Here is a 19,629-nt window from a genome sequence, read left to right as displayed (position 1 = left end):
GTCGGGATGGTCGGGATTCCGCCACACCGCCGACACCACGCCTCGCCTGGTGCGGGCGTGTGGGGTGTCAGTGGAGGATGCCCTCGTGCAGGGCGCGGAGGACCGCGTTCGTGCGGTCTCGGGCGCCGAGCTTGGTGAGGATCGTGGAGACGTGGTTCTTGACGGTGCCCTCGGCGAGGAAGAGGATGCCGGCGATCTCCCGGTTGCTGTAGCCGTGCGCGACCAGCCGCAGCACCTCCTGCTCGCGTTCGGTGAGGTGCTGCACGGCGGGCGCGTCCGGTCCGGCCGGCGACGGGCCGGACCGGATCGCCCGGAGCATCCGGTCGGTGATCGACGGAGCGATCAGCGTGCCGCCCTCGGCGAGGGTGTGGATGGCCCGGGTGAGCTGTGCCAGCGTCACGTCCTTGAGGAGGTAGCCGCGGGCCCCCGCGCGGAGGGCGCCCAGCACGAGCGCGTCGTCGTCGAACGTGGTCAGCACCAGCACCGGGATGTCGATGTCGGCGGCGCGTAGCTGCTCGATCGTCCAGATGCCGTCGAAGCGGGGCATCCGCAGGTCGAGCAGGATCACGTCGGGGGTGGTCCGCGCGATGACCGCGAGGGCGGCCCGACCGTCGTCGGCCTCGCCGACGACGTCGATGTCGGCGACTTCGAGCAGCCCACGGATGCCCTGCCGGATGAGGGTCTGGTCGTCGACGACCACCACGCGGGTCATGCCGCGGGCACCCGGGCGGTCACCCGAAATCCTGCCGCACCGTCGACGGCCAGGTCTCCGCCGAGGGCCTGGAATCGTTCCCGCAGGCCGCGCAGCCCGTTGCCGAACACCGGGTTCCGCGCGCCGCGCCCGTCGTCGCGGGCGTCGAGGATGGTTCCGGTCTCGTCGGCGGTGACCGAGATGCGCAGCTCACCCGCCTCGGCGTGCCGGATCGTGTTCGTGATGATCTCCTGGGCCGCGCGGACGAACACCGCGCCGCGCTCCTCGTCCACCCGCACCCCGGACGAGACGTCGATCGACACGTCGAGGCCCGGCAGGTCGCGGGCCATCCGACGGAGTGCCTGTTCGAGATCGGGAGTCTCGGTTCTCAGCTGCCCGACGGTGCTGCGTACGTCGCCGAGCAGTTCCCGGGCGACCTGGTCGGCGCGCTCCACGTGCCGCCGCGCCGCCGCGCCGTCGAGGTGCCGGGCGGTCTCCAGTTCCAGGGTCAGCACGGTCAGTTGGTGACCGATCAGGTCGTGCAGCTCGCGGGAGATCCTCAGGCGTTCCTCGGTCCGGGCCGACTCGGAGAGCCGGAGACCGGCGGCCTTCAGCTCGACGTGCGCCACCGCCAGTTCACGGCGCATCCGCTGTTCGCGCAGCAGGGTGATCGAGCTGAGCAGCGAGGCCAGCTGGATGAGCAGGTAGAAGCCCACGGTCAGGGTCAGCTCCACCGACGCGGTCGCCGCCGACACCGCGACGGTGGCGATCACCACCGTGTTGAGACCGACGACGACCAGGCCCGCGTACAGCGGGATCAGGTAGACGCTCACCGCCGCGGTGAGGACCAGCAGGACCGGCAGCAGCCCCGGGTGCCGCGCGGTGAGCACGAGCGACCAGGAGGCGACGACGGCCAGCCCGAACGCCACATGGCGCAACCGACCCGACGCGGGCGCGGCAACCGAGGCGAGCAGTGCGAGCAGGAACAGGACGAACAGGGCGATCCACCAGCCCTGCGGGATCACCAGCGCGACGGCGCCGAACAGGCCGGGGACGGCGACGCCGACCGCCACCACGAGCATGGCGAGGCCGGACCACTCCTCCGTGCCGACACGTCGCATGAGCCCACTGTAGGTCGGGTCCGGGCTGGTTAACCCGTGCCGGAAGTCATGGCCACCGGTGCTGACTTCTGGCACAGGATTCGAGGCGGCGACGGCCGTAGCGTCGGGACATGACCAGTTCCGAGCCGGCCATCCTCGCCGAGAACCTCGCCAAGAGCTACCGCCGAACCAGGGCGGTCGCCGATGTGAGCCTGCGGGTCGACAACGGCGAAACGATGGGCGTCCTCGGCACCAACGGTGCCGGGAAGACGACCACCGTCGAGATGATCGCCGGATTACGGGCACCCGACCGGGGGCGGATCCGGGTGCTCGGTCTCGATCCCCGCCGCGACCGGGCCCGGCTGCGACAGGTGCTCGGCGTCCAGCTACAGGACGCCTACCTGCACCACGCCCTGCGCGTCGTGGAGCTGGTCGAGCTGTACCGCAGCTTCTACCCCGCCCCCCGGTCGACCGACGAACTGCTGGACATGGTCGATCTGACCGATCAGCGCCGGACCATCTTCGAGAAGCTCTCCGGTGGCCAGAAGCAGCGGCTGTCCATCGCCCTCGCCCTCGCCGGGCGACCGCGCGTCGTGATCCTCGACGAGCTGACCACCGGCCTGGATCCGGCCGCCCGGCGGCGCATGTGGGACACGATCGCGCGGCTCAAGGCGGACGGTGTCACCGTCCTGCTGGTCAGTCACGCGATGGAGGAGGTCGAACGGCTCTGTGACCGGGTCGCCGTCATCGACAGCGGCCGGGTCCTCGCGCTCGACACCCCCGCCGGTCTCGTCGCCCGGGCGGGCGCGGAAAGCCTCGACGACGCGTTCGTCGCGTTGACCGGTAAGAGCCTGGAGGTCTCGGCATGACCGAAGCGCACGGAACTCTCGTCGCGGCGCACCGCCCCGGGGTGCGGTCGCTGCTCACCCTCGTCGGTTGTGAGGCGAAGATGGTCATGCGGGACACCGCCGGACTGGTCGTCCCGCTGGGCCTGCCGCTGCTGATCCTGCTGACCAGCGCCTCCTCGGCGACCGACCAGGTGGTCGTGAACGGACGCACGGCGCTGGACGTGTTCGTCCTCCCGATCGTGCTCACCATGGTCGTCGCCATGATCGGCATCGTCAACATGCCGAGCTTCCTCGCCTACTACCGGCGCAGCGGGATCCTGCGCCGGCTCGCGGTCACGCCCGCGTCACCGGCGATGGTCCTCACCGCGCAGGCGATCGTCGGGCTCGTTCAGACGATCATCGGCATCACGGGTGCGCTCGTCGTCGCGTACGTGGTGTTCGGCGCCAACCCACCCGCCCACGTCGCGACCGCGCTCGGCGTGCTCGGCCTGACGATGGCGGCGATGTACGCCACCGGCATGATCGTCGCCGCGGTGGCGCCCACCCCGAACTCCGCCGTCGCCATCGGTCTGGTCATCTTCTTCATCGTGGGGGCGCTCGGCGGCATGTTCGGCGGGCGCGACGCGCTGCCCGATCCGCTCGCCGAGATCGGCGGCTGGCTGCCCTTCGGCGCCGCCGTCGAGGCCCTCGGTGCCGCCTCGGCCGGCACCTCCGTCGAGGTCGCACCCCTGCTCGGTCTCGGCGGCACGGTCGTCGTCGGCGCCGTGGTCGCGGGCCTGCTGTTCCGCTGGGAGTGACGCCGGGCGGCTCCGGCGGGTCGCCCGAACGGCGACCCGCCGGAGTCCCTGTCCGTCAGCCCGTGTACTTGCCGTTACGGGTGTCGCCCCACGCGCCGTCGTAGAGCACGGCGCGGAAGCGGTACACCGAGCCCTTCGTCACCTTCTGCCAGGTCCAGGACGGCACGAAGAAGTCGTGGTGCTTCACGTAGTCGCCGTCGGTCTGCCGGTAGTAGATCCGGTGCCGGGCGGCGTTGCCGCCATTGCAGTTGGCCAGATAGCTGTGCGCGTACAACGCCCGTCCGCCGAAGTCGGCCGAGTAGTAGGTCTTCGCCGGGTGGTGCACCGACGCGGGAACGGGATACCCGGGCAGCTCGGCCCAGTGGTACGGGTCGAAGTACAGGTCCCAGCAGCTCGTGATCTTCCGCGCGGCCGTACCATCCGACGAAGGCACGGCCAGGTCGTCGGCGACCACCAGGGACGACGCGATGCTGCGGCCCGCCAGTTCCGGCGGGGTCGGCGTGCCCGGTGCCGGCTCCGCCAGCAGTTCCCGCGGCACCGGCACCGACGCGGGCGTGATGCTCAGGTACGCGGCCAGCATGCCCCGCTCGTCGTCGTCGACCAGCGGTGCGTTGCGCTCGACCTGACCGTCCTCCCGCAGGCCCCAGTCCCCGGACTCCGCGTCCCGGGTGAACGTCACCCGCACGCCGTTCTGGTAGCTCAGCCGCGCCAACTCGATCTCGCGGTCGACCGGCTCGTCGCCGACGGCCCCCGGCCGCAGCGCGTCGGCGGCACTCGCTGGCGCTGCGGTGGCCAGCATCGGCAGGACGACCAGCGCGGCCAGCAGTGCGCGTCCCGACAGCAGTCTCGTCATGACACCCCCCTTGGTGCGATGAATTCGCGGCCCCACGGCCGCGGACCCGGCAATCGTCGGCGAGTGGGCTCAGGGCGCCGTCAAAGTGGCGTCAAAGACATCGATCCGCTTGCTGTCGCAACAGCGACGCTGGCGTGTTCAGCACGGCCGGCGAGGAGCCAAATAGAACATGGACCAACCGCGATCGGAGGGGCGTCAGATGGGGGTGGCGGAGGATCGGGTGCTGAGCCGGCGGTGCGCCTTCGTCGTCGCCGCCGCCGGCTACGGCAAGACGTTCGCCGTACGCGGCTGGTTGCGTGACCGCGCGGCGCGCTGGTGTGACGGCGCGGAGGCGGTGGAGCTGGCGACCGACGGTCCTGAGCACATTGCCGCGTTGGCCGCGCGATGGGGCGCGGAACTGCCCGGCAGCGCACCGGGCTGGCTCGTGCTGGACGACGTGCCGAGCTTGTCGCAGCGGCAGACGCAGGCGCTACTGGCGGTCGTGGAGTTGCTGCCCCGCCGGCTGCGGATGGTGGTGCTGACCCGGCATCCGCCGGCAGCGGTCGGACGGCAACAGGCGGGACTCGTGGCCGAGCATGGGCCGGCGCAGTTGGCGCTCTCGCCCGAGCAGGTGGTGGCGGTCCTCGCCGACCACGGCATGGCCGACCGGGCGCTCGCCACCCGTCTCCACGCGGTCACCGGCGGGTGGCCGGCGTTGGTCGCCCTGGCGGCGAAGACGGCCAGCGTCAGCGGCACCGACGGGACGGACCTCGCCGGTCCGGGTACCCCGCTGGAGTCGTACCTGGTGCGGGAGGTGTTCGCCGAACTGCCGGCGGAGCTGCGCCGGTTGCTGAGCGACGTGGTGCATCTCGATCCGGTGCATCCCGACCTGTGTCAGTTGCTCGGGCACCGGCGGGGCCGGGCGCTGCTGGGCCGGGCGGTCCGTGCCGGCCTGCTGCGTCCGCTGGGCGGGGACGGGCAGCGGTACCAGGTGGTGCCGGTCGTCGCCGAGGTGTTCCGCCGGTGGCGCCCGCTGTCCACCGCAGAGGTGACCCGCCTGCATGCGAGGGCCGCACCCTGGTACGCCGAGCGCGGCTGCCCGGTGCCCGCGCTGAGGTCGTACGCCCGGGCCGCCGCCGCCGAGCAGACCGCCCGGCTGCTCACCGACCACGGTCCCGGGATGCTCACCTCGGGCGGCGCCGAGGACGTCGTCGCGGCGTACCGTTCGCTGCCCGAACCGGCCCGCAGCGACGACCTGCGCCTGTTACACGGCGAGGCGTCGCAGATCCTCGGCGACTTCGATGCCGCGATCACCGGGTACGCCGGGTTGGCCGGGCGGCAGGAGCGCCTCGCCGCCGGCCTGGCCTGGCGGTACGGCCTGGTGCACTACCTGCGTGGTGAGCCCCGGTGCGCCGTCGACATCTTCCGGCGGGGGCGGCTCGACCCGCACCCGTCCATCGACAACGTGCGGCTGCTTTCCTGGAGCGCGGCGGCCTACTGGACGAGTGGAGACGCCACCGCCTGCGCGGACCACGCCCGGCAGGCACTGGCCACGGCGACGGCGGTGGGCGGGGACGACGCGCTCGCCGTGGCGCACGCCGCGCTCGCCCTGGCGGCCAAACTGCGCGGTGACCGGCCGGGCGCCGACGCGCATCACGAGAAGGCACTGCGGGCCGCCGAGTCCGCGCGGGACACCGTGCAGGTGACCCGCATCCGCGCGAACCGGGCGTCCGCGCTGGTGGGTGAGGGTCATTACGACCAGGCCCTGGCCGAGCTGCGGCCGGCGGTGGAGCTGGCCCAGGCCAACGGGTACGCCGCGATGCTCGCCCTGGCGCTGTGCAACGAGGGCACCGCGTACTTCCGGCTGGGCCGGTTGGACGAGGCGATGGGGTGCTACGAGCATGCCGTTCCGCTGTTGCAACGGATGGGTTCCCGCAAGGTCGCGTACGCGCTGCTGGGAGTCGGGGAGGTCCACGCGTTACGGGGCCGCGCCACGCTGGCCCGGGCGGCGTACGAGGAGGCGTTGCGGGCCAGCGAGCCGGTCGCCGACCTACAGGCCCAGGTGCCGGCGCTCGCCGGTCTGGCCCGGGTGTTGGCCGGCGAGGACGCCGCCACGGCGTCCGCCCTGGCCCGACGCGCGGTCGAGCTGGAACGCGGACCGGATTCGGCCATCGCCCGGCTGGCACTCGGCTGGGTTTGCTTGGAGACCGGGCACCGGCAGCGGGCGGCCGAGGTCGCGGCGACGGCCGCCGAGGCGGCCCGGCGACATCGCGACCGGGCGGCGCTGGCCGAGGCGTTGGAACTGCACGGTGCCGCGAGCGGCGACGCGCAGGCCGCCGGGCACGCCTGGCGGGAAGCGCTGGCGATCCTGCGCGACATCGGGTCGCGGGTGGCGGCCGACCGGGTGGCGGTGCTGCTGGGCCGGCGGTCGGGCGCGGATCCGGCGGAGCGTCTCGCCGCCCGGCTGGCCGCCGAGCGGTTGGTGGCGGCCGGCGTGCCGGTGCCGGCCACCGGGCGGACGCACGACGTGGCCCGGATCCGGATCCGTACGCTCGGCCGGTTCGAGCTGGTAGTGAACGGCGCGCCGGTGCCGGCCACGGCGTGGCAGTCGCGCAAGGCCCGGGACCTGCTGCGGATTCTCGCGGCCCGGCGCGGTCGAGCGGTGTCCCGGGAGCAGCTCGGTGAGCTGCTCTGGCCCGGTCAGGACCCGGCCCGGGTCGGCCACCGGCTGTCCGTGGCGCTGTCCACCCTGCGCGCGGTCCTCGATCCCGAGCGCCGGGCCGCCACGGACCACTTCGTCGTCGCGGCGCACGCCAGTCTGGCGCTCGACACCGACCACGCCGAACTCGACGTCGAGGAGTTCCTCACCGAGTCCGCGCACGGCCTACGCCTCGCCGGGCAGGGTGAGTTCGACGACGCGCGTGCCACGCTCCTCCTCGCCGAACGGCGTTACCAGGGCGACTTCCTGGAGGACGAGCCGTACGACGACTGGTCGCGGGCCACCCGTGACGAGGCGCGACGACGCTACCTACAGGTGATCCGCCGGCTGGCGGCGCTGGCTCGGCACGCGCACGAGGTCGACGAGAGCGTCCGCCATCTCGGCCGGGCGCTCGAGATGGAGCCCTGCGACGAGGGCGTGCACGGCGAGTTCATCCGGACGCTGCTGTCCGCCGGCCGGCACGGCGAGGCGGGCGAGGCGTACCGGCGCTACACCGAGGCGATGTCCACGATCGGGGTACCGCCCCGGACCCGCGACGACCTGTGTGCCCGCGGTGGCCCCTGGTCGGTGGCGTGAGGACCGGCCCCGGCGATCCCGCGACGTGCCGGGCCGCCAGGACCGGTCGGGTCCCGGCGGCCCGGGTTCGCGGTGACTCCGGCCCGGCACCGCCGCGTGGTGCCGGGCCGGCGACGGTCACCTGGTGGCCGGTCCGGTCACCAGTTCCCGGACGTCGGGGGCGGTGGTCGACCGGTGCGGCGCCGGCCGGGGCAGGCCGTAGTGGTCGCGCAGGGTGCGGCCGGTGTACTCGGTGCGGAACAGGCCACGGTCGCGCAGGATCGGTAGCACCTGGTCGACGAACTCGGTCAGCCCTCGGGGCAGCACCGCCGGCATCACGTTGAAGCCGTCGGCGGCGCCCGCGTCGTACCAGTCGGTGATCAGGTCGGCCACCTGCTCGGGAGTTCCGGCGACGGTGTAGTGGCCCCGGCCGCCGCCGAGCCGGACGATCAGCGCCCGGACCGTGAGGCGCTCCCGGCGGGCCAGTTCCACCACCAGGGTTCGCCGGCTCTTGGCCCCTTCGATCTCGTTCTCGCTGGGCAGGTTGGCCGGCAACTCGCGGTCCAGATGCAGTTCCTCGGTGCCGACGCCGAGCAGGTCGGCCAGTTGTGGCAGGGCGTACTCGGGTTTGATCAGCTCGCCGAGTTCCTCGGCGTACGCGCGGGCCTGCGCCTCGGTGCCACCGAGGATCGGCACGATTCCGGGCAGCACCTTGATGCTGGCCGGGTCGCGGCCATGTCGCTGTGCCCGCCGCTTGAGGTCCTGGTGGAATTCGCGGGCCACGGCGAGACTCTGGTGGGCGGTGAAGACCGCCTCGGCGTACCGGGCGGCGAACTCGCGGCCGTTCTCCGACGATCCGGCCTGCACCAGCACCGGATGGCCCTGGGGTGAACGCGACACGTTGAGCGCGCCGGCCACCTGGTAGAACCGGCCGGTGTGCGCCGGTGGGTGGATCCGGCTGTCGTCGCCCCACACCCCGGCCGTCTTGTCGGCCAGCACCGCGTCGTCGGCCCAACTGTCCCAGAGCTTGCGGGACACCTCGACGAACTCGGCCGCCCGTTCGTAGCGTTCCCGGTGCGCCGGCAGGCTGTCCAGGTTGAAGTTGCGGGCGGCGTCCAGCCCGGCGGTGGTGACGATGTTCCAACCGGCCCGACCGCCGCTGATGTGATCCAGCGAGGCGAACCGGCGGGCCAGGTTGTACGGCTCGTTGTAGGTGGTCGAGGCGGTGGCGATCAGACCGATCCGGCTGGTGGTCGCGGCGATCGCGGCAAGCAGCAGGGTCGGTTCCAGCGCGGTCGCCGGGCGGCGAGCCACGCTGGACCACAGCACCGGGCTGTCGGCGAGGAAGACCGAGTCGAGCCGTCCCCCCTCGGCGATGCGGGCCAGGTTGCGGAAGTGTTCGACGTCGGCGTCGGCGTACGGGTCGCTCTCCGGCAGCCGCCAGGCGGCCTCGTGGTGCCCGACGCTGAGCAGGAACGCGTTGAGGTGCAGTTGGCCGGGGCGGCCTGCGCGGGTCGCCATCAGGCGTCCTGCGGGGTCGGCGTGTAGTGGGTCGCGGCGTCGCCCTCGACGACGTAGCTGGGCCGGCCGTCGAGGCCGACCGGCACGTCACCGGCGACGGTCACCCGGTGCAGCCGGCGGGGCAGGTCGCCGTAGTCGTCCACGGCGTAGTGCTGGGTGGTCCGGTTGTCGAACAACACCAGGTCACCGGGGGCCCAGCGCCAGCGCACCACGTTCTCCGGCCGGGTGACGTAGCTCTGCAACAGGCGCAGCAGGTCGCGGGACTCGGTACGGGACAGTCCGATCAGTTGTTGGGCGAACCCGCCGATGAACAGGTTCGGTTCGCCGGTCTCCGGGTGCACCCGCACGACCGGATGGACGGTCTGGTAGCGGGTGGAGACGAATACCTCGCGCCGCTGCTCCGCCTCCTCCGTGCCGAACTGTGGATGCGGGATGTAGTCGTAGTCGTTGCTGTGCACCGCCTGGAGTCCGTCGGCGAGGCGACGCAGCGGCTCGGGCAGGTCGGTGTAGGCGGTGGCGGTGTTGGCGATCAGGGTGTCTCCGCCGTACTCGGGGACGACCAGGCTGCGCAGCGTGGTCGCCTTCGGCGGGGAGAGCACGAAGGTGACGTCGGTGTGCCAGTTGTTGGCCCGGGCGCCTTCGCCGCCGTCCACGGCCAGGATGTGGTCGCTGCCCGCCAACGCGGGCACGGTCGGGTGGGCGGTGGTGAGCTGGCCGAGGCTGGCGGCGAAGCGCACCTGGGCCTCGTCGTCGAGTTGCTGCTCCCGGAAGAAGAGCGCCTTGTGCCGCAGCAGGGCGGTGTTGATGGCGGAGATGGTGTCGCCGTCGAGCGGGGCGGCGAGATCGACGCCGCTGATCTGGGCGCCGATTCGACCGCCGATGCGGTGCACGTGCAGGCGGGTGTCGGTGAGGGTCATCAGGGTCCTCCTGGGTTTCAGGCGGTGCGGGCGGACAGGTCACCGAGGCCGGTGTAGCGGCCGTCGTGGTAGAGCAGTGGATCGCCGGTGCCGGTGCCGCCGTCGACCGGTTCGGCCAGGACCACCGCGTGGTCGCCGGCGGTCACCCGGTCGATCAGCCGGCAGAGGAACCAGGCCAGCGGGTCGTCGAGGATCGGCACGTCGTACGGTCCCGGCCGCCACCGGGTCGGCTCGGCGAACCGGTCGATTCCGCTGGTGGCGAAGCGTCGGGCGAGTTCCTGCTGGCCGGTGGCGAGCAGGTGTACGGCGACGTGCCCGGCCCGGGACACCGCCGGCCAGCTCGACGAGGCCCGGTCGACGCAGAAGGACACCAGCGGCGGGCGCAGCGACACCGAGGTGAAGGAGGTGGCGGTGAACCCGGTGGGCGGCTGCCCGGGTGCGGTGACCACGGTGACGGTGCTGGCCTGGCGGCGCAGCAGGGTGCGGAACAGGGCCGGGTCGAGTCCGGTGGTCGGACTGGACGCTGCGGTGATCGTCATCTGCCCCTCCGGGTGGGACTCGGTCGTGGGTGGCGGCTGGTCGTGCGGATCACTGGGTGCGCCAGGTGGAGAAACGCCGCTCCAGGTGGACGAGGAGCTGGTTGACGAGCAGGCCGATGGCGGAGATCGTGATGATCCCGGCGTACATGTCCGGCACCGCGAAGTTGTACTGGGCGTAGTTGATCAGGTAGCCCAGGCCGGCCTTCGCGCCGACCATCTCGGCGGCGATCAGGATGAGGATCGAGTACGCCCCGGCGAGCCGGATCCCGGTGAAGATGGTGGGTACGGCTGCCGGCAGCACCACCTTCTGGAACAGCCGTACCGGACCGAGTCCCAGCGACCGGGCCGACTTGATCAGCAGCGGGTCGACGGTGCGTACTCCGCTGACCGTGTTCAGCAGGATCGGCCAGGAGCAGGCGTAGAGGATGATGGCCACCTTGGACGTCTCGCCGAGGCCGAGGATGAGCACGAAGACCGGCAGCAACGCCAGGGCGGCGGTGTTGCGGAACACTTCCAGCAACGGGTTGAGCAGGTTGGCGATCGGGGCGTACCAGCCGATCACCAGGCCGAGCGGGATGGCGATGACGATGGCCAGGCCGAACCCGCCGAGCGAACGCAGCAGGCTGGCCTGTAGGTGGGCGGTGAGTTCACCGCTGGCCGCGAGCTGCCACCAGGCGACGAGCACCTCGGACAGCGGCGGCAGGAAGGTGGCGTCGGCGAGCCCGAGTCGGGGGAAGAGTTCCCACCCGGCGGCGAGCAGACCGATGGCCACGAGCCGGGTGGCGACGGCGGTGAACACGGAGATGGCCCTGCTCCCCCACCGCCGGGCCGCAGCGGCCGGTCGTTCGACGACCGGTGGGGTCGCCACCGGGGCCGGCGCCTCCGGGTTGGCGGCCAGCGCGGCGGGTCGGGCGATGGTGGCGCTGGACGTGGTGGCGCTAGACAACGCTCGCCTCCTGACGGTTGCGGGCCAACTCCTGGTCCTGGGCGCGGCTGACCTCGTCGCGCAGCAGACTCCAGATCTGGTGCCGGTAGCGGGTGAACTCCGGGTCGGAGCGCAGGTCCTCGGTGTCGGTACGGCCGGCGATGGGGATCTCGACGATCTCCTTGAGACGGCCGGGGCGGGAGGTGAGCACGGCGACCCGCTGACCGAGGTAGACCGCCTCCTCGATGCCGTGGGTGATGAAGACGATGGTCTTGCCGGTCTGCTGCCAGATGCGCAGCAGTTCGTCCTGGAGACCGTCGCGGGTCTGCGCGTCCAGGGCCGCGAAAGGCTCGTCCATCAGCAGGATGTCCGGGTCGAAGGCGAGACTGCGGGCGATGGCCACCCGCTGTTTCATCCCGCCGGACAGCTCGTGCGGGTAGCGGTCGTGGAAGCCGGACAGGCCCACCAGGTGCAGGTACTCGCGGGCCCGATCGGCACGCTCCCGACGGGGCACGCCCTTGGCCTCCAGCCCGAACTCGACGTTGCCCTGGGCGGTGCGCCAGGGCAGCAGCGCGTACTGCTGGAAGACCACGCCTCGGTCGAGGCCGGGACCGGTGATCGGCACCCCGTCGACCAGGATCCGGCCGCTGGTCGGTGCGGCCAGCCCACCGAGCAGGTCGAGCAGGGTGGACTTGCCGCATCCGCTGGGCCCGACGAGGACGAGGAACTCCCCGGCGGCGACGTCGAGGTTGATGTCCTGTAGTGCGGTGACGCTGCGGCCCCGGCCGTGGAAGACCTTGCCGATGCCGTCGAAGCGGATCTTCGGCGGTTCGGTGCGGTCCCGGCCGGCGGAGTCGATGCTGGTCACGACAGCTCGCCCCCCGCTCGGTACGGGTTGAACTCGTTGCTGTAGATGTCGGCGGAGCTGACCTTCTTGCCGCGCAGTTCGCCCTCGCGGCTGAGCCAGTCGACCCAGGTGGCGAACTCGCTGTCGGCGATCACACCGCCGCTGCCGGCCACCCCGTAGCTCCTCCAGAACTGGAGCTGGCTGTTGTCCTCGTTGCGGGCCCGCTTGCGCAGGATGTCCTCGAAGCGGGCGATGACCTCTTCGCGGGGCTGGCTGCGGGACCACTCGATGGCCTTGGCGACGCCGGAGACGAACGTCCGGACGGTGTCCGGGTTGGCCTTGATGAAGTCGTCCCGGAAGACGTAGCTGCCGGCGGTGAAGGTGCCGAGTAGTTCGTGGTCGGTGAAGATCGGCCGCACGCCGCCGCGTTCGAGGGCCCGGTCGCGCAGCGTCCCGCCGAGCCCCGCGACGTCGATCTGCCGCTGGCGCAGGCCCTGCTCGGTGTTGACCGGCGGCACCACGACCAGTTCGACCTGCTTGATCTCGTCGTCGTTGAGGCCGTTGCGAGCCAGGTAGGTCTTGACCACCGCTTCGGCGTGCGCGCCGAGGGTGTTCACCCCGATCCGCTTGCCGATGAGGTCCCGGGCAGTACGGATCGGGCTGTCCTCCAGGACGTAGAAGCCCTGGTAGGTCACCTCGTTGGAGCCGTAGTAGCCGATGACGGCGGTGATCGGGGCGTTGGCGGCGGCGAGTTTGACGATCGCCCCGTTGAAGGCGCCGCCGAACTCGGTGTCACCGGTGGTGGCGGCCTGGATGTCCTGTGGACCGCTGATCGTGTTGCCGATCCACTTGAGCTTGACGCCGTCGAGATAGCCGAGGTCCTCGGCGAGTTCGGGCAGGGTGACCGCTCCGACGCTGCCCTGGTAGCGCAGCTCGGTGACCTGCTGTCCGGAGGCGGTGGCGGCGCTGCGGCCGCAACCGGCGGCAGCGGTGACGACGGTGAGGGCCAGGGCGAGCAGGGTGGTCGAGGTTCTCGTTCTGGGCACGGAAGGTCTCCTGGTCGTGCGGGCAGCAAGGGGTACGCCGACTGCGGCCGCTGACGCGAGGTGACGCGTCGGGGCGGATGCGCGGGAGGGGTCGGGCGTGGCCGGGCAGGTGTCGTCGTCGACACGAGGCCGGTCAGGTCGGGCCGGGGGCGGGTGTCGTCGTCGACACGCACGGGCCGGTCGCCGCTGGCGACCGGGCGGCCGGTGGGAGGGGTACGCACGCCGCGAACCGCGGCGGCGCGGATGTTCGATGGGCCAGGGCTGGTCGCGCCGCCCGACTCAACAGGTGCCGCTGGCCACCCGGAGGAAGTCGACGAAGCGGCGCCGGATCAGGCGAGTGCTCCGATTCATGCCCTCGAAGGTAGCGGTCCGGGCCGACCCAGTCAGGAGGCATGTGACCGGCGTCACATACATTTCCCATAGGATAAGAGGGTTATTGTGCTGGCCGACACCACCTCCCCGCTGGAGCGCCTGGTGCTGCGCAATCCGGGCACGAGCGTCAGCGAGATGCGGGCGGCCATCGAGCAGGCCGCAGCCGAGACGGGGCTCGGCTACGACGAGTTGCTCGCCCAGGCGGTGGCCGAGTCCGAGCGCGCCGTCGAGGTGGAACCGGGCCTGGTGACGTTCGCCCGCGCACACTGGATCGGCCTCGACGGCAACCGGATCGGCGTCGCCGCCGGTGGCGGTCTACTGGCCGGCGTGGCCGGCTTCCTGCTCCTCGGCCGGCGCGGCCGGTCCGGGAATCAGGGCTTGCGGGCCAGCCCGGACCAGTAGTACGCCGCCTCCGGGTCGGCCGGCGCCGCACCGTCGGGTCGCCAGGCCAGCACCGGCACCACACCGGGCTCGACCAGCTCCCAGCCGGCGAAGAACTCTTCCACCTCGGCGCGGGTACGCGGCACGAGAGTCATGTTGCCCTGCGTCGCCGCCGCGACCGCGGCCTGCATCTGGACGGGGTTGAAGTCCTGGGTGGGATGGGTGATCGCCAGGTAGCTGCCGGAGGGCAGCGCGTCCATGAGCGCCCGCACCTTGCCGATCGGGTCGTCCTGGTCGCGCAGCAACATCAGCACCGCGATCAGGGTGAGTGCGACCGGCTGGCTCAGGTCGAGCGTGTCGACCAGTCGGGCGTCACGCAGGATCGTCTCGGGAGCCCGCAGGTCGGCGTGGATGTACTCGCTACGCCCCTGCTCGGTGCTGACCATGAGGGCTCGGGCGTGGGCGAGCACGATGGGGTCGTTGTCGACGTAGACCACCCGGGCCTCCGGCGCCAACTCCTGGGCGACCTCGTGCAGGTTCGGCTGGGTGGGGATGCCGGTGCCGATGTCGAGGAACTGACGCACCCCGGCCTCGGCGACCAGGTACCGGGCCACCCGGTGCACGAAGGCCCGGTTCTCCGCAGCCATCGTCTTGAGGGTGGGGATGGCCTGGATCAACGCCTGACCCATCGCCCGGTCGACGGCGAAGTTGTCCTTGCCGCCGAGCCACCAGTCGTAGACCCGCGCGGAGTGCGGCACCGAATCGTCCACACCCGAGGGCGGCAAGCTGGGCACCTTCGTGTCGCTGTCCCCGTGGATCACCATGTCTCCGCTTCGCCAAGTGGTTCGGACTCGCGCAGCTTAGTCGATGCCGGATCGGGCGGTGGCTCCACTATGGATCGTACATATTGACAAATGTCGTTAACAGTCGGAACCTGAGAGAGCGCTCTCCCGCACCGCGTCACCACCGACCGGAGGAGTTACCGTGCTTGTCCGACGCAGACTGTTGGCGGTCGCCGCCGCTCTGATCGCCGCCGTACCGACCAGCCTCGCCGCCGCCAGCCCCGCACCGGCCGTCGGCCCGACCCTGCTGCCCGTCACGGTCACCAACAACACCGGCCGCGCCGGAGCCGTCCACCTGTACGTCATCGGGGTGCAGCTCTCCTCCGGCCGGCTCGGCTACGTCAACCAGGCCGGCACGTTCGTCCCGTGGTCCGGCGGCCAGATCCCGCCGTCGCCCGCACCAGACGTGTCGATCCCAGGGCCGGCCACCGGCGCGTCCGCGACCATCCGCTTCCCGCGCGGCTTCTCCGGCCGCGTCTACTTCTCCCTCGGCGAGAAGCTGAAGTTCTTCCTCACCCCGACCGGCCTGGTCCAGCCGGCTCCGTGGGCCGCCGGTGACCCCAACCGCGACATCCTCTTCGACTGGAGCGAGTTCACCTACAACGACGCCGGCCTGTGGCTCAACAGCTCCCAGGTGGACATGTTCGCGGTGCCGCACGCGGTCACCGTGACCGGCGCCAACGGCGTCACCAAGCGCACCGGCGACGTCGTCTCCGGCGGCCGCAACGCCATCATCAGCGGCATCCGCTCGCAGGCCGGCTGGGCCAACACCATCCACACCCGGGGCGACGGTACGGTGCTGCGGGTGCTGGCGCCGGGCAAGGCCGCCGGAGCCGGCCTGTTCAGCCCGACCTACCTGGACCCGTACATCGCCTCGGCGTGGAGCGCGTACGCCGCCCGGACGCTGACCGTGGTGCCGTTCGGTGACCGGCCGGACATCCGCTACTACGGGCGGACCTCCGGCACGGTGATGACCTTCACCAACGGTGCGGGTCAGGTCGTCGCGTCGTTCAACCGGCCATCGTCGGCGAGCGTGTGGGGCTGTGACGGCGACCTGCCCGCCCCCAACGACCAGGTGGTCGGGCCGATCTCCCGTACGCTCTGCGCCGCGCTGAACCGGGGCACCCTGGGCACCGTCCACACCCAGCCCAGCACCAACGCCGCCGAGTTCTACCGCAACAGCCCGACCAACCACTACGCCCGGATCATCCACGCCAACATGCGCGACGGAAAGGCGTACGCCTTCGCCTTCGACGACGTCGGTGCCTTCGAGTCGCTGGTCCACGACGGCGACCCCCGCTCCGCCGGCCTGATCCTGAGCCAGTTCTGATCCCGACCACCGCACGACCCACCGGGACCGAGCCACCGCCCCCTCGATGACCACGCCCGATCCGGGATCGAGTGGCCCCGCCGCGCGCAGGCCATTCGCTCCCGGGTCGAGGTCGTCGACCCGCCCGCTGAGCACCCTGCGTCGGCTGGCCGACGCGAGCGGGCGGCGGCCGGTGCCGGGCCGACATAATCGAGTCAACCGCCCGAGTAAACCTTCCGGGCTCTGCTGGCTGTATTCGGATGTCGGAGTCAGCACCTGGAGGAAGGACGCGGCACATGGTTGACGCGGTCGTGTTGGTGATCGTGGTGACGGGCGCCCGGTTGGCGTACGCGCTGGTGTCCCTCTACACCGGACCGGCCCGGATCCGGACCCGGGCGCAGGCCATCGCGTTCCTGGTCCGGGCCGCCGGTCCGGGCGCGGTGGTGGAGGCCGCCGCGCCGGACGGGACGCGGGTGACCGTACGGTCGGCACCGGTTCTGCCGTCGGTGGAGGTGGCTCGGTGACCGCCGGGTCGGTCGGGCCCCGCCCCGACTTCGCCGAGTTCTTCGCGTACGCCTACCCGGCGGTGCTGACCCAGGCGATCATGCTGTGCGGCGACCGGGCCGACGCCGAGGACGCGACACAGGAGGCGTTCGTCGAGGCGTACCGGGTGTGGGACCGGATCGCCGCGTACGACGTACCGGAGGCGTGGATCCGGCGGGTGATGGTGCAACGCCTGTGGAAGGTGTACCGCAAGCGCAAGACCGGTCAGGAGCGGCTGCTCCAGTTGCCCGTGCCGGCACAGGCCAGCCCGGAACAGACCGCGGAGGCACGGGAGGTACTGCGCCTGCTCGCCACGCTGCCACCCCGGCAGCGGATCACGCTGGCCCTGTTCTGTCTGGAGGGCTGGTCGCAGCAGGAGATCGCCGCCGCCCTGGGGATGACCCGCGGCGGGGTGGCCGCCAACGTGGCCAAGGCTCGGCAGACGTTGAGGGAGGCGCTGGGAATGGCGGCCGACGAGGCGACCGGGCGTGAGCCGTTGGTGGCCGGGATGGGCACGGGGTGGCTGGGCCGGTTCGGCGCACCTCGGCTCGGCACCGGTCAGGACCCCCTGGTCGGGGTGCTGTTGGACACGCAGTCCTGGCTGCGGGCCGCCGTCGAGGCCGATCCACAGCTGGTCGAGCGGGCCCGGACGGAGCTGGCCGAACGGCTCCGGGAGGGCCGGTGAGCACCGGCACGGCCGTACCCCGGCCCCGCCGTCGGCCGGTACGCGCGGCGAGTGCGGTACTCGGCTGGCTGCGCGGGCTGCTCGCGGTCGGACTGCTCGCCGGGGTGTACCTGCTGGCGGTCGTCCTGGTCACCGTGAACGCCCTGCTCGTCGCGCTGGTGCTCTGGGGTGCGTTCACCAGGCCGGCCAACAGCGGCGTCTGGCCGCTGGTGGTCGGTGGCAGCATCGCGGCGGCCTTCGCGCTGGTCTACGGCGTCACCACGGTCAGCCGGGTGGCGCAGCCGCCGCCCGCTGCGGTGTTCCTGCCCCGCAAGCACGCTCCCGAGCTGTGGCGGCTGGTCGAGGAGTTGGCCCGCGAGTTGGACACCCGGCCACCGACACGGATCTTCCTCACCCCGGAGGTCAACGCGGCGGTGTCGGAGGAAGCCCGGATGCTCGGCTTCGCTGTCGGCCCACGGACCCTGTATCTCGGCGTGCCGCTGCTGGCCCAGTTGACACCGACGCACCTGCGGGCGGTGCTCTGCCACGAGTTCGGCCACTACGCCGGACGGCACACCCGGTTCGGCGCGGTCGTCTACCGGGGCGCGGCATCGTTGGAGTCGGCGCTGTTCCGGTTGCGGATGACCGCGCTGACGCGGCAGGGCGTCTCCGGGTACCCGTGGTTCTACCAGTTGGTGTTCGGCGCGTACGCCAAGGTGTTCCTGTGGGTGTCACTCGCCGTGCGCCGGCGGCAGGAGTTGGAGGCCGACGCCCGCGCGGCGGAGGTGGTCGGCCCGGCCGCGACCGCCGCGGCGCTGCGCGGAGTCCACGCGCTCGGGCAGGCGTGGAGCGGCTACCTGACCATGTTCGTCCAGCCGGTACAGCGGTTGGGTTTCGTGCCGGCGGACCTGTTCGGGGCGTTCGCGACGATGGTGGACGACCCGCCGGTCCAGCGGCGGCTGGCGGAGTTGCGGCGGCACCCGGTCGAGGCCAACCGGTCCTGGTTGGACTCCCATCCGCCGCTGGCGCGGCGCCTCGCCTCGATCGAGGCGCAACCGGCAGGTCGGCCCACCCCGGCGGAGCAGCCACCGCTGCCGGTCGACCGGGCGCCGGTACTGCGCGTCCAGCAGAAGATGTACGCGCTGGCCCGCAGCCGGCCCACCGAGTTGCCCACGGACACCTGGGTCGACGTGGCCGCCGAGGCGTTCGCGGTCGAACTGGCGAGCCAACTGCTCGCGGCCGCGCGCAGTGTCGGGATGTCGGCGCGGCCCACCCTCGGTACGGTCCTGGACCTGTTGGCCAAGGGCCGGCAGGACGAACTGGCTCGCCGGCTGACCGACGCACCGGAGCCCCGCGAGCAGCTCGCCGAGGCGGTGTTCGCACTGGTGGGCCAGGCGCTGGCCGGTGCCGGCCAGGCGCGGTGGGCGTTGAGCTGGACGACGGGTTACCTGTTGTTGCCGGTCGACGGGACCGCCCAGGGCCGGACGGACCTGACGGACCTGGAGGCTCTGGTGGCCGCCGCCGCCCGCGATGCCTCGGCGGTGGCCGCGCTGCGGCAGGGGTTGCTGCGCCGGGGTGTCCGGGTGTCGGAGCCGGTGCCGCTGCTGCTGCGCACCGTGTCTGCCCCGGCGGGGTCGACCACCGGGGTCGACATCGCCGGACGGCTACCGGACTTCGTGCTGGACGAGTTGCGCCGGCAGGACGCGGTCCGCCGGTTCACCATCGTGGTGCTGGTGGTGCTGGCCGGGTTCTGGGGGATCACGCTGATCGGCTCCGACGACCCGCTGGGCCGTCCGTCGACCGCCAGCAGCCTGCCGGCGAACTGGCCGACGCTGCTGCGTCAGACACCCTGGGTGTTGCCGCCCACCGGCCCGCCCACCGACCCGCTGTCGTACCCGGGCTGGCCGTACCCCCGGTCGACCCCCCTGCCCTGGCCGTACCCCGAGCCGTCGTATCCGGCGCTGGAGGCGCTGCTGCTGAACGACGTGGTCGTGGTCAAGCGGGGTGACACGCTGACCAGGATCGCCGCGCGGCACTGCACCACGGTGAGGCACCTACAGAAGATCAACGACATGGGCCGACGGACCACCATCGTGATCGGCCAACGCCTGCTGGTGCCCGCCCTGTCCGGCAGCGCCGCCGGGAAGTGCGACTGAGCCCGGTAGCGCCCGACGGGCAACC

At 72.0% G+C, this 19,629-nt stretch carries 18 protein-coding genes; 8 read left to right on the top strand and 10 right to left on the bottom strand.

Features of this window, described 5'->3' with window-relative positions; all coding sequences use genetic code 11:
• Nucleotides 1-67 precede the first annotated feature (67 nt).
• Nucleotides 68-712 carry a response regulator gene (locus E0H26_RS14695; protein ID WP_131304164.1) on the bottom strand — a complete coding sequence of 215 codons (645 nt, stop codon included), beginning with the start codon at nucleotides 710-712 and terminating at the stop codon, nucleotides 68-70.
• Nucleotides 709-1,812 carry a sensor histidine kinase gene (locus E0H26_RS14690; RefSeq protein ID WP_131304163.1) on the bottom strand — a complete coding sequence of 368 codons (1,104 nt, stop codon included), beginning with the start codon at nucleotides 1,810-1,812 and terminating at the stop codon, nucleotides 709-711. The genes E0H26_RS14695 and E0H26_RS14690 overlap by 4 nt, the downstream gene beginning before the upstream one ends.
• Before the next feature lie 110 nt (nucleotides 1,813-1,922).
• On the opposite strand from E0H26_RS14690, the gene E0H26_RS14685 reads away from it, so the two are divergent.
• Together E0H26_RS14685 and E0H26_RS14680 are read left to right on the top strand one after the other, a co-directional pair.
• Nucleotides 1,923-2,660: an ABC transporter ATP-binding protein gene (locus tag E0H26_RS14685; RefSeq protein ID WP_131304161.1), complete on the top strand. Its 738-nt coding sequence runs from the start codon at nucleotides 1,923-1,925 to the stop codon at nucleotides 2,658-2,660.
• Nucleotides 2,657-3,436: an ABC transporter permease gene (locus E0H26_RS14680; protein ID WP_131304160.1), complete on the top strand. Its 780-nt coding sequence runs from the start codon at nucleotides 2,657-2,659 to the stop codon at nucleotides 3,434-3,436. Before E0H26_RS14685 ends, E0H26_RS14680 begins: the two co-directional genes overlap by 4 nt.
• 55 nt (nucleotides 3,437-3,491) lie before the next feature.
• Here E0H26_RS14680 and E0H26_RS14675 read toward each other — a convergent pair whose 3' ends face one another.
• Nucleotides 3,492-4,289: a hypothetical protein gene (locus E0H26_RS14675; protein WP_131304159.1), complete on the bottom strand. Its 798-nt coding sequence runs from the start codon at nucleotides 4,287-4,289 to the stop codon at nucleotides 3,492-3,494.
• Between the two features lie 169 nt (nucleotides 4,290-4,458).
• On the opposite strand from E0H26_RS14675, the gene E0H26_RS14670 reads away from it, so the two are divergent.
• Nucleotides 4,459-7,563: an AfsR/SARP family transcriptional regulator gene (locus E0H26_RS14670; protein WP_131304158.1), complete on the top strand. Its 3,105-nt coding sequence runs from the start codon at nucleotides 4,459-4,461 to the stop codon at nucleotides 7,561-7,563.
• A 117-nt stretch (nucleotides 7,564-7,680) separates the two neighbouring features.
• Here E0H26_RS14670 and E0H26_RS14665 read toward each other — a convergent pair whose 3' ends face one another.
• The 6 genes from E0H26_RS14665 to E0H26_RS14640 are packed head-to-tail and all read right to left on the bottom strand — an operon-like array spanning nucleotide 7,681 to nucleotide 13,337.
• Nucleotides 7,681-9,063, bottom strand: coding sequence for an LLM class flavin-dependent oxidoreductase (locus E0H26_RS14665; RefSeq protein WP_131304157.1), 1,383 nt, complete (start codon nucleotides 9,061-9,063; stop codon nucleotides 7,681-7,683).
• Nucleotides 9,063-9,980 (bottom strand): TauD/TfdA dioxygenase family protein, encoded by a 918-nt coding sequence (locus tag E0H26_RS14660; RefSeq protein ID WP_131304156.1) that lies wholly within the window; start codon nucleotides 9,978-9,980, stop codon nucleotides 9,063-9,065. Before E0H26_RS14660 ends, E0H26_RS14665 begins: the two co-directional genes overlap by 1 nt.
• 17 nt (nucleotides 9,981-9,997) lie before the next feature.
• Nucleotides 9,998-10,519, bottom strand: coding sequence for a flavin reductase family protein (locus E0H26_RS14655; RefSeq protein WP_131304155.1), 522 nt, complete (start codon nucleotides 10,517-10,519; stop codon nucleotides 9,998-10,000).
• A 49-nt stretch (nucleotides 10,520-10,568) separates the two neighbouring features.
• Complete coding sequence (locus E0H26_RS14650) at nucleotides 10,569-11,465, bottom strand: ABC transporter permease (RefSeq protein ID WP_240742178.1); 897 nt, start codon at nucleotides 11,463-11,465, stop codon at nucleotides 10,569-10,571.
• A complete protein-coding gene (locus E0H26_RS14645; RefSeq protein ID WP_240742177.1) occupies nucleotides 11,458-12,312 on the bottom strand; it encodes an ABC transporter ATP-binding protein in 855 nt (284 codons plus the stop codon). The genes E0H26_RS14650 and E0H26_RS14645 overlap by 8 nt, the downstream gene beginning before the upstream one ends.
• Nucleotides 12,309-13,337, bottom strand: a complete 1,029-nt coding sequence (locus E0H26_RS14640) for an ABC transporter substrate-binding protein (RefSeq protein WP_131304154.1) — start codon at nucleotides 13,335-13,337, stop codon at nucleotides 12,309-12,311. Before E0H26_RS14640 ends, E0H26_RS14645 begins: the two co-directional genes overlap by 4 nt.
• Nucleotides 13,338-13,775: 438 nt before the next feature.
• Between E0H26_RS14640 and E0H26_RS14635 the strand changes: the two genes are divergently transcribed.
• Entirely contained in the window at nucleotides 13,776-14,111 is a 336-nt protein-coding gene (locus E0H26_RS14635) for a hypothetical protein (RefSeq protein WP_131304153.1), read from the top strand.
• Here E0H26_RS14635 and E0H26_RS14630 read toward each other — a convergent pair.
• Nucleotides 14,081-14,848 carry an SAM-dependent methyltransferase gene (locus E0H26_RS14630; RefSeq protein WP_240742181.1) on the bottom strand — a complete coding sequence of 256 codons (768 nt, stop codon included), beginning with the start codon at nucleotides 14,846-14,848 and terminating at the stop codon, nucleotides 14,081-14,083. The genes E0H26_RS14635 and E0H26_RS14630 overlap by 31 nt on opposite strands.
• A gap of 226 nt (nucleotides 14,849-15,074) precedes the next feature.
• On the opposite strand from E0H26_RS14630, the gene E0H26_RS14625 reads away from it, so the two are divergent.
• The 4 genes from E0H26_RS14625 (at nucleotide 15,075) to E0H26_RS14610 (ending at nucleotide 19,604) form a co-directional block, all read left to right on the top strand.
• Nucleotides 15,075-16,262 carry a beta-1,3-glucanase family protein gene (locus E0H26_RS14625; RefSeq protein WP_240742176.1) on the top strand — a complete coding sequence of 396 codons (1,188 nt, stop codon included), beginning with the start codon at nucleotides 15,075-15,077 and terminating at the stop codon, nucleotides 16,260-16,262.
• Between the two features lie 275 nt (nucleotides 16,263-16,537).
• A complete protein-coding gene (locus tag E0H26_RS14620; RefSeq protein WP_131304151.1) occupies nucleotides 16,538-16,765 on the top strand; it encodes a hypothetical protein in 228 nt (75 codons plus the stop codon).
• Complete coding sequence (locus tag E0H26_RS14615; protein ID WP_131304150.1) at nucleotides 16,762-17,469, top strand: RNA polymerase sigma factor; 708 nt, start codon at nucleotides 16,762-16,764, stop codon at nucleotides 17,467-17,469. The genes E0H26_RS14620 and E0H26_RS14615 overlap by 4 nt, the downstream gene beginning before the upstream one ends.
• Entirely contained in the window at nucleotides 17,466-19,604 is a 2,139-nt protein-coding gene (locus E0H26_RS14610; RefSeq protein ID WP_131304149.1) for a M48 family metalloprotease, read from the top strand. Before E0H26_RS14615 ends, E0H26_RS14610 begins: the two co-directional genes overlap by 4 nt.
• The last annotated feature ends 25 nt before the right edge of the window (nucleotides 19,605-19,629 follow it).

The sequence above is a fragment of the Micromonospora zingiberis genome, from assembly GCF_004331455.1.
GTDB classification, from domain to species: Bacteria; Actinomycetota; Actinomycetes; order Mycobacteriales; family Micromonosporaceae; genus Micromonospora; species Micromonospora zingiberis.
This window is presented reverse-complemented; position numbering and strand designations above follow the sequence as displayed.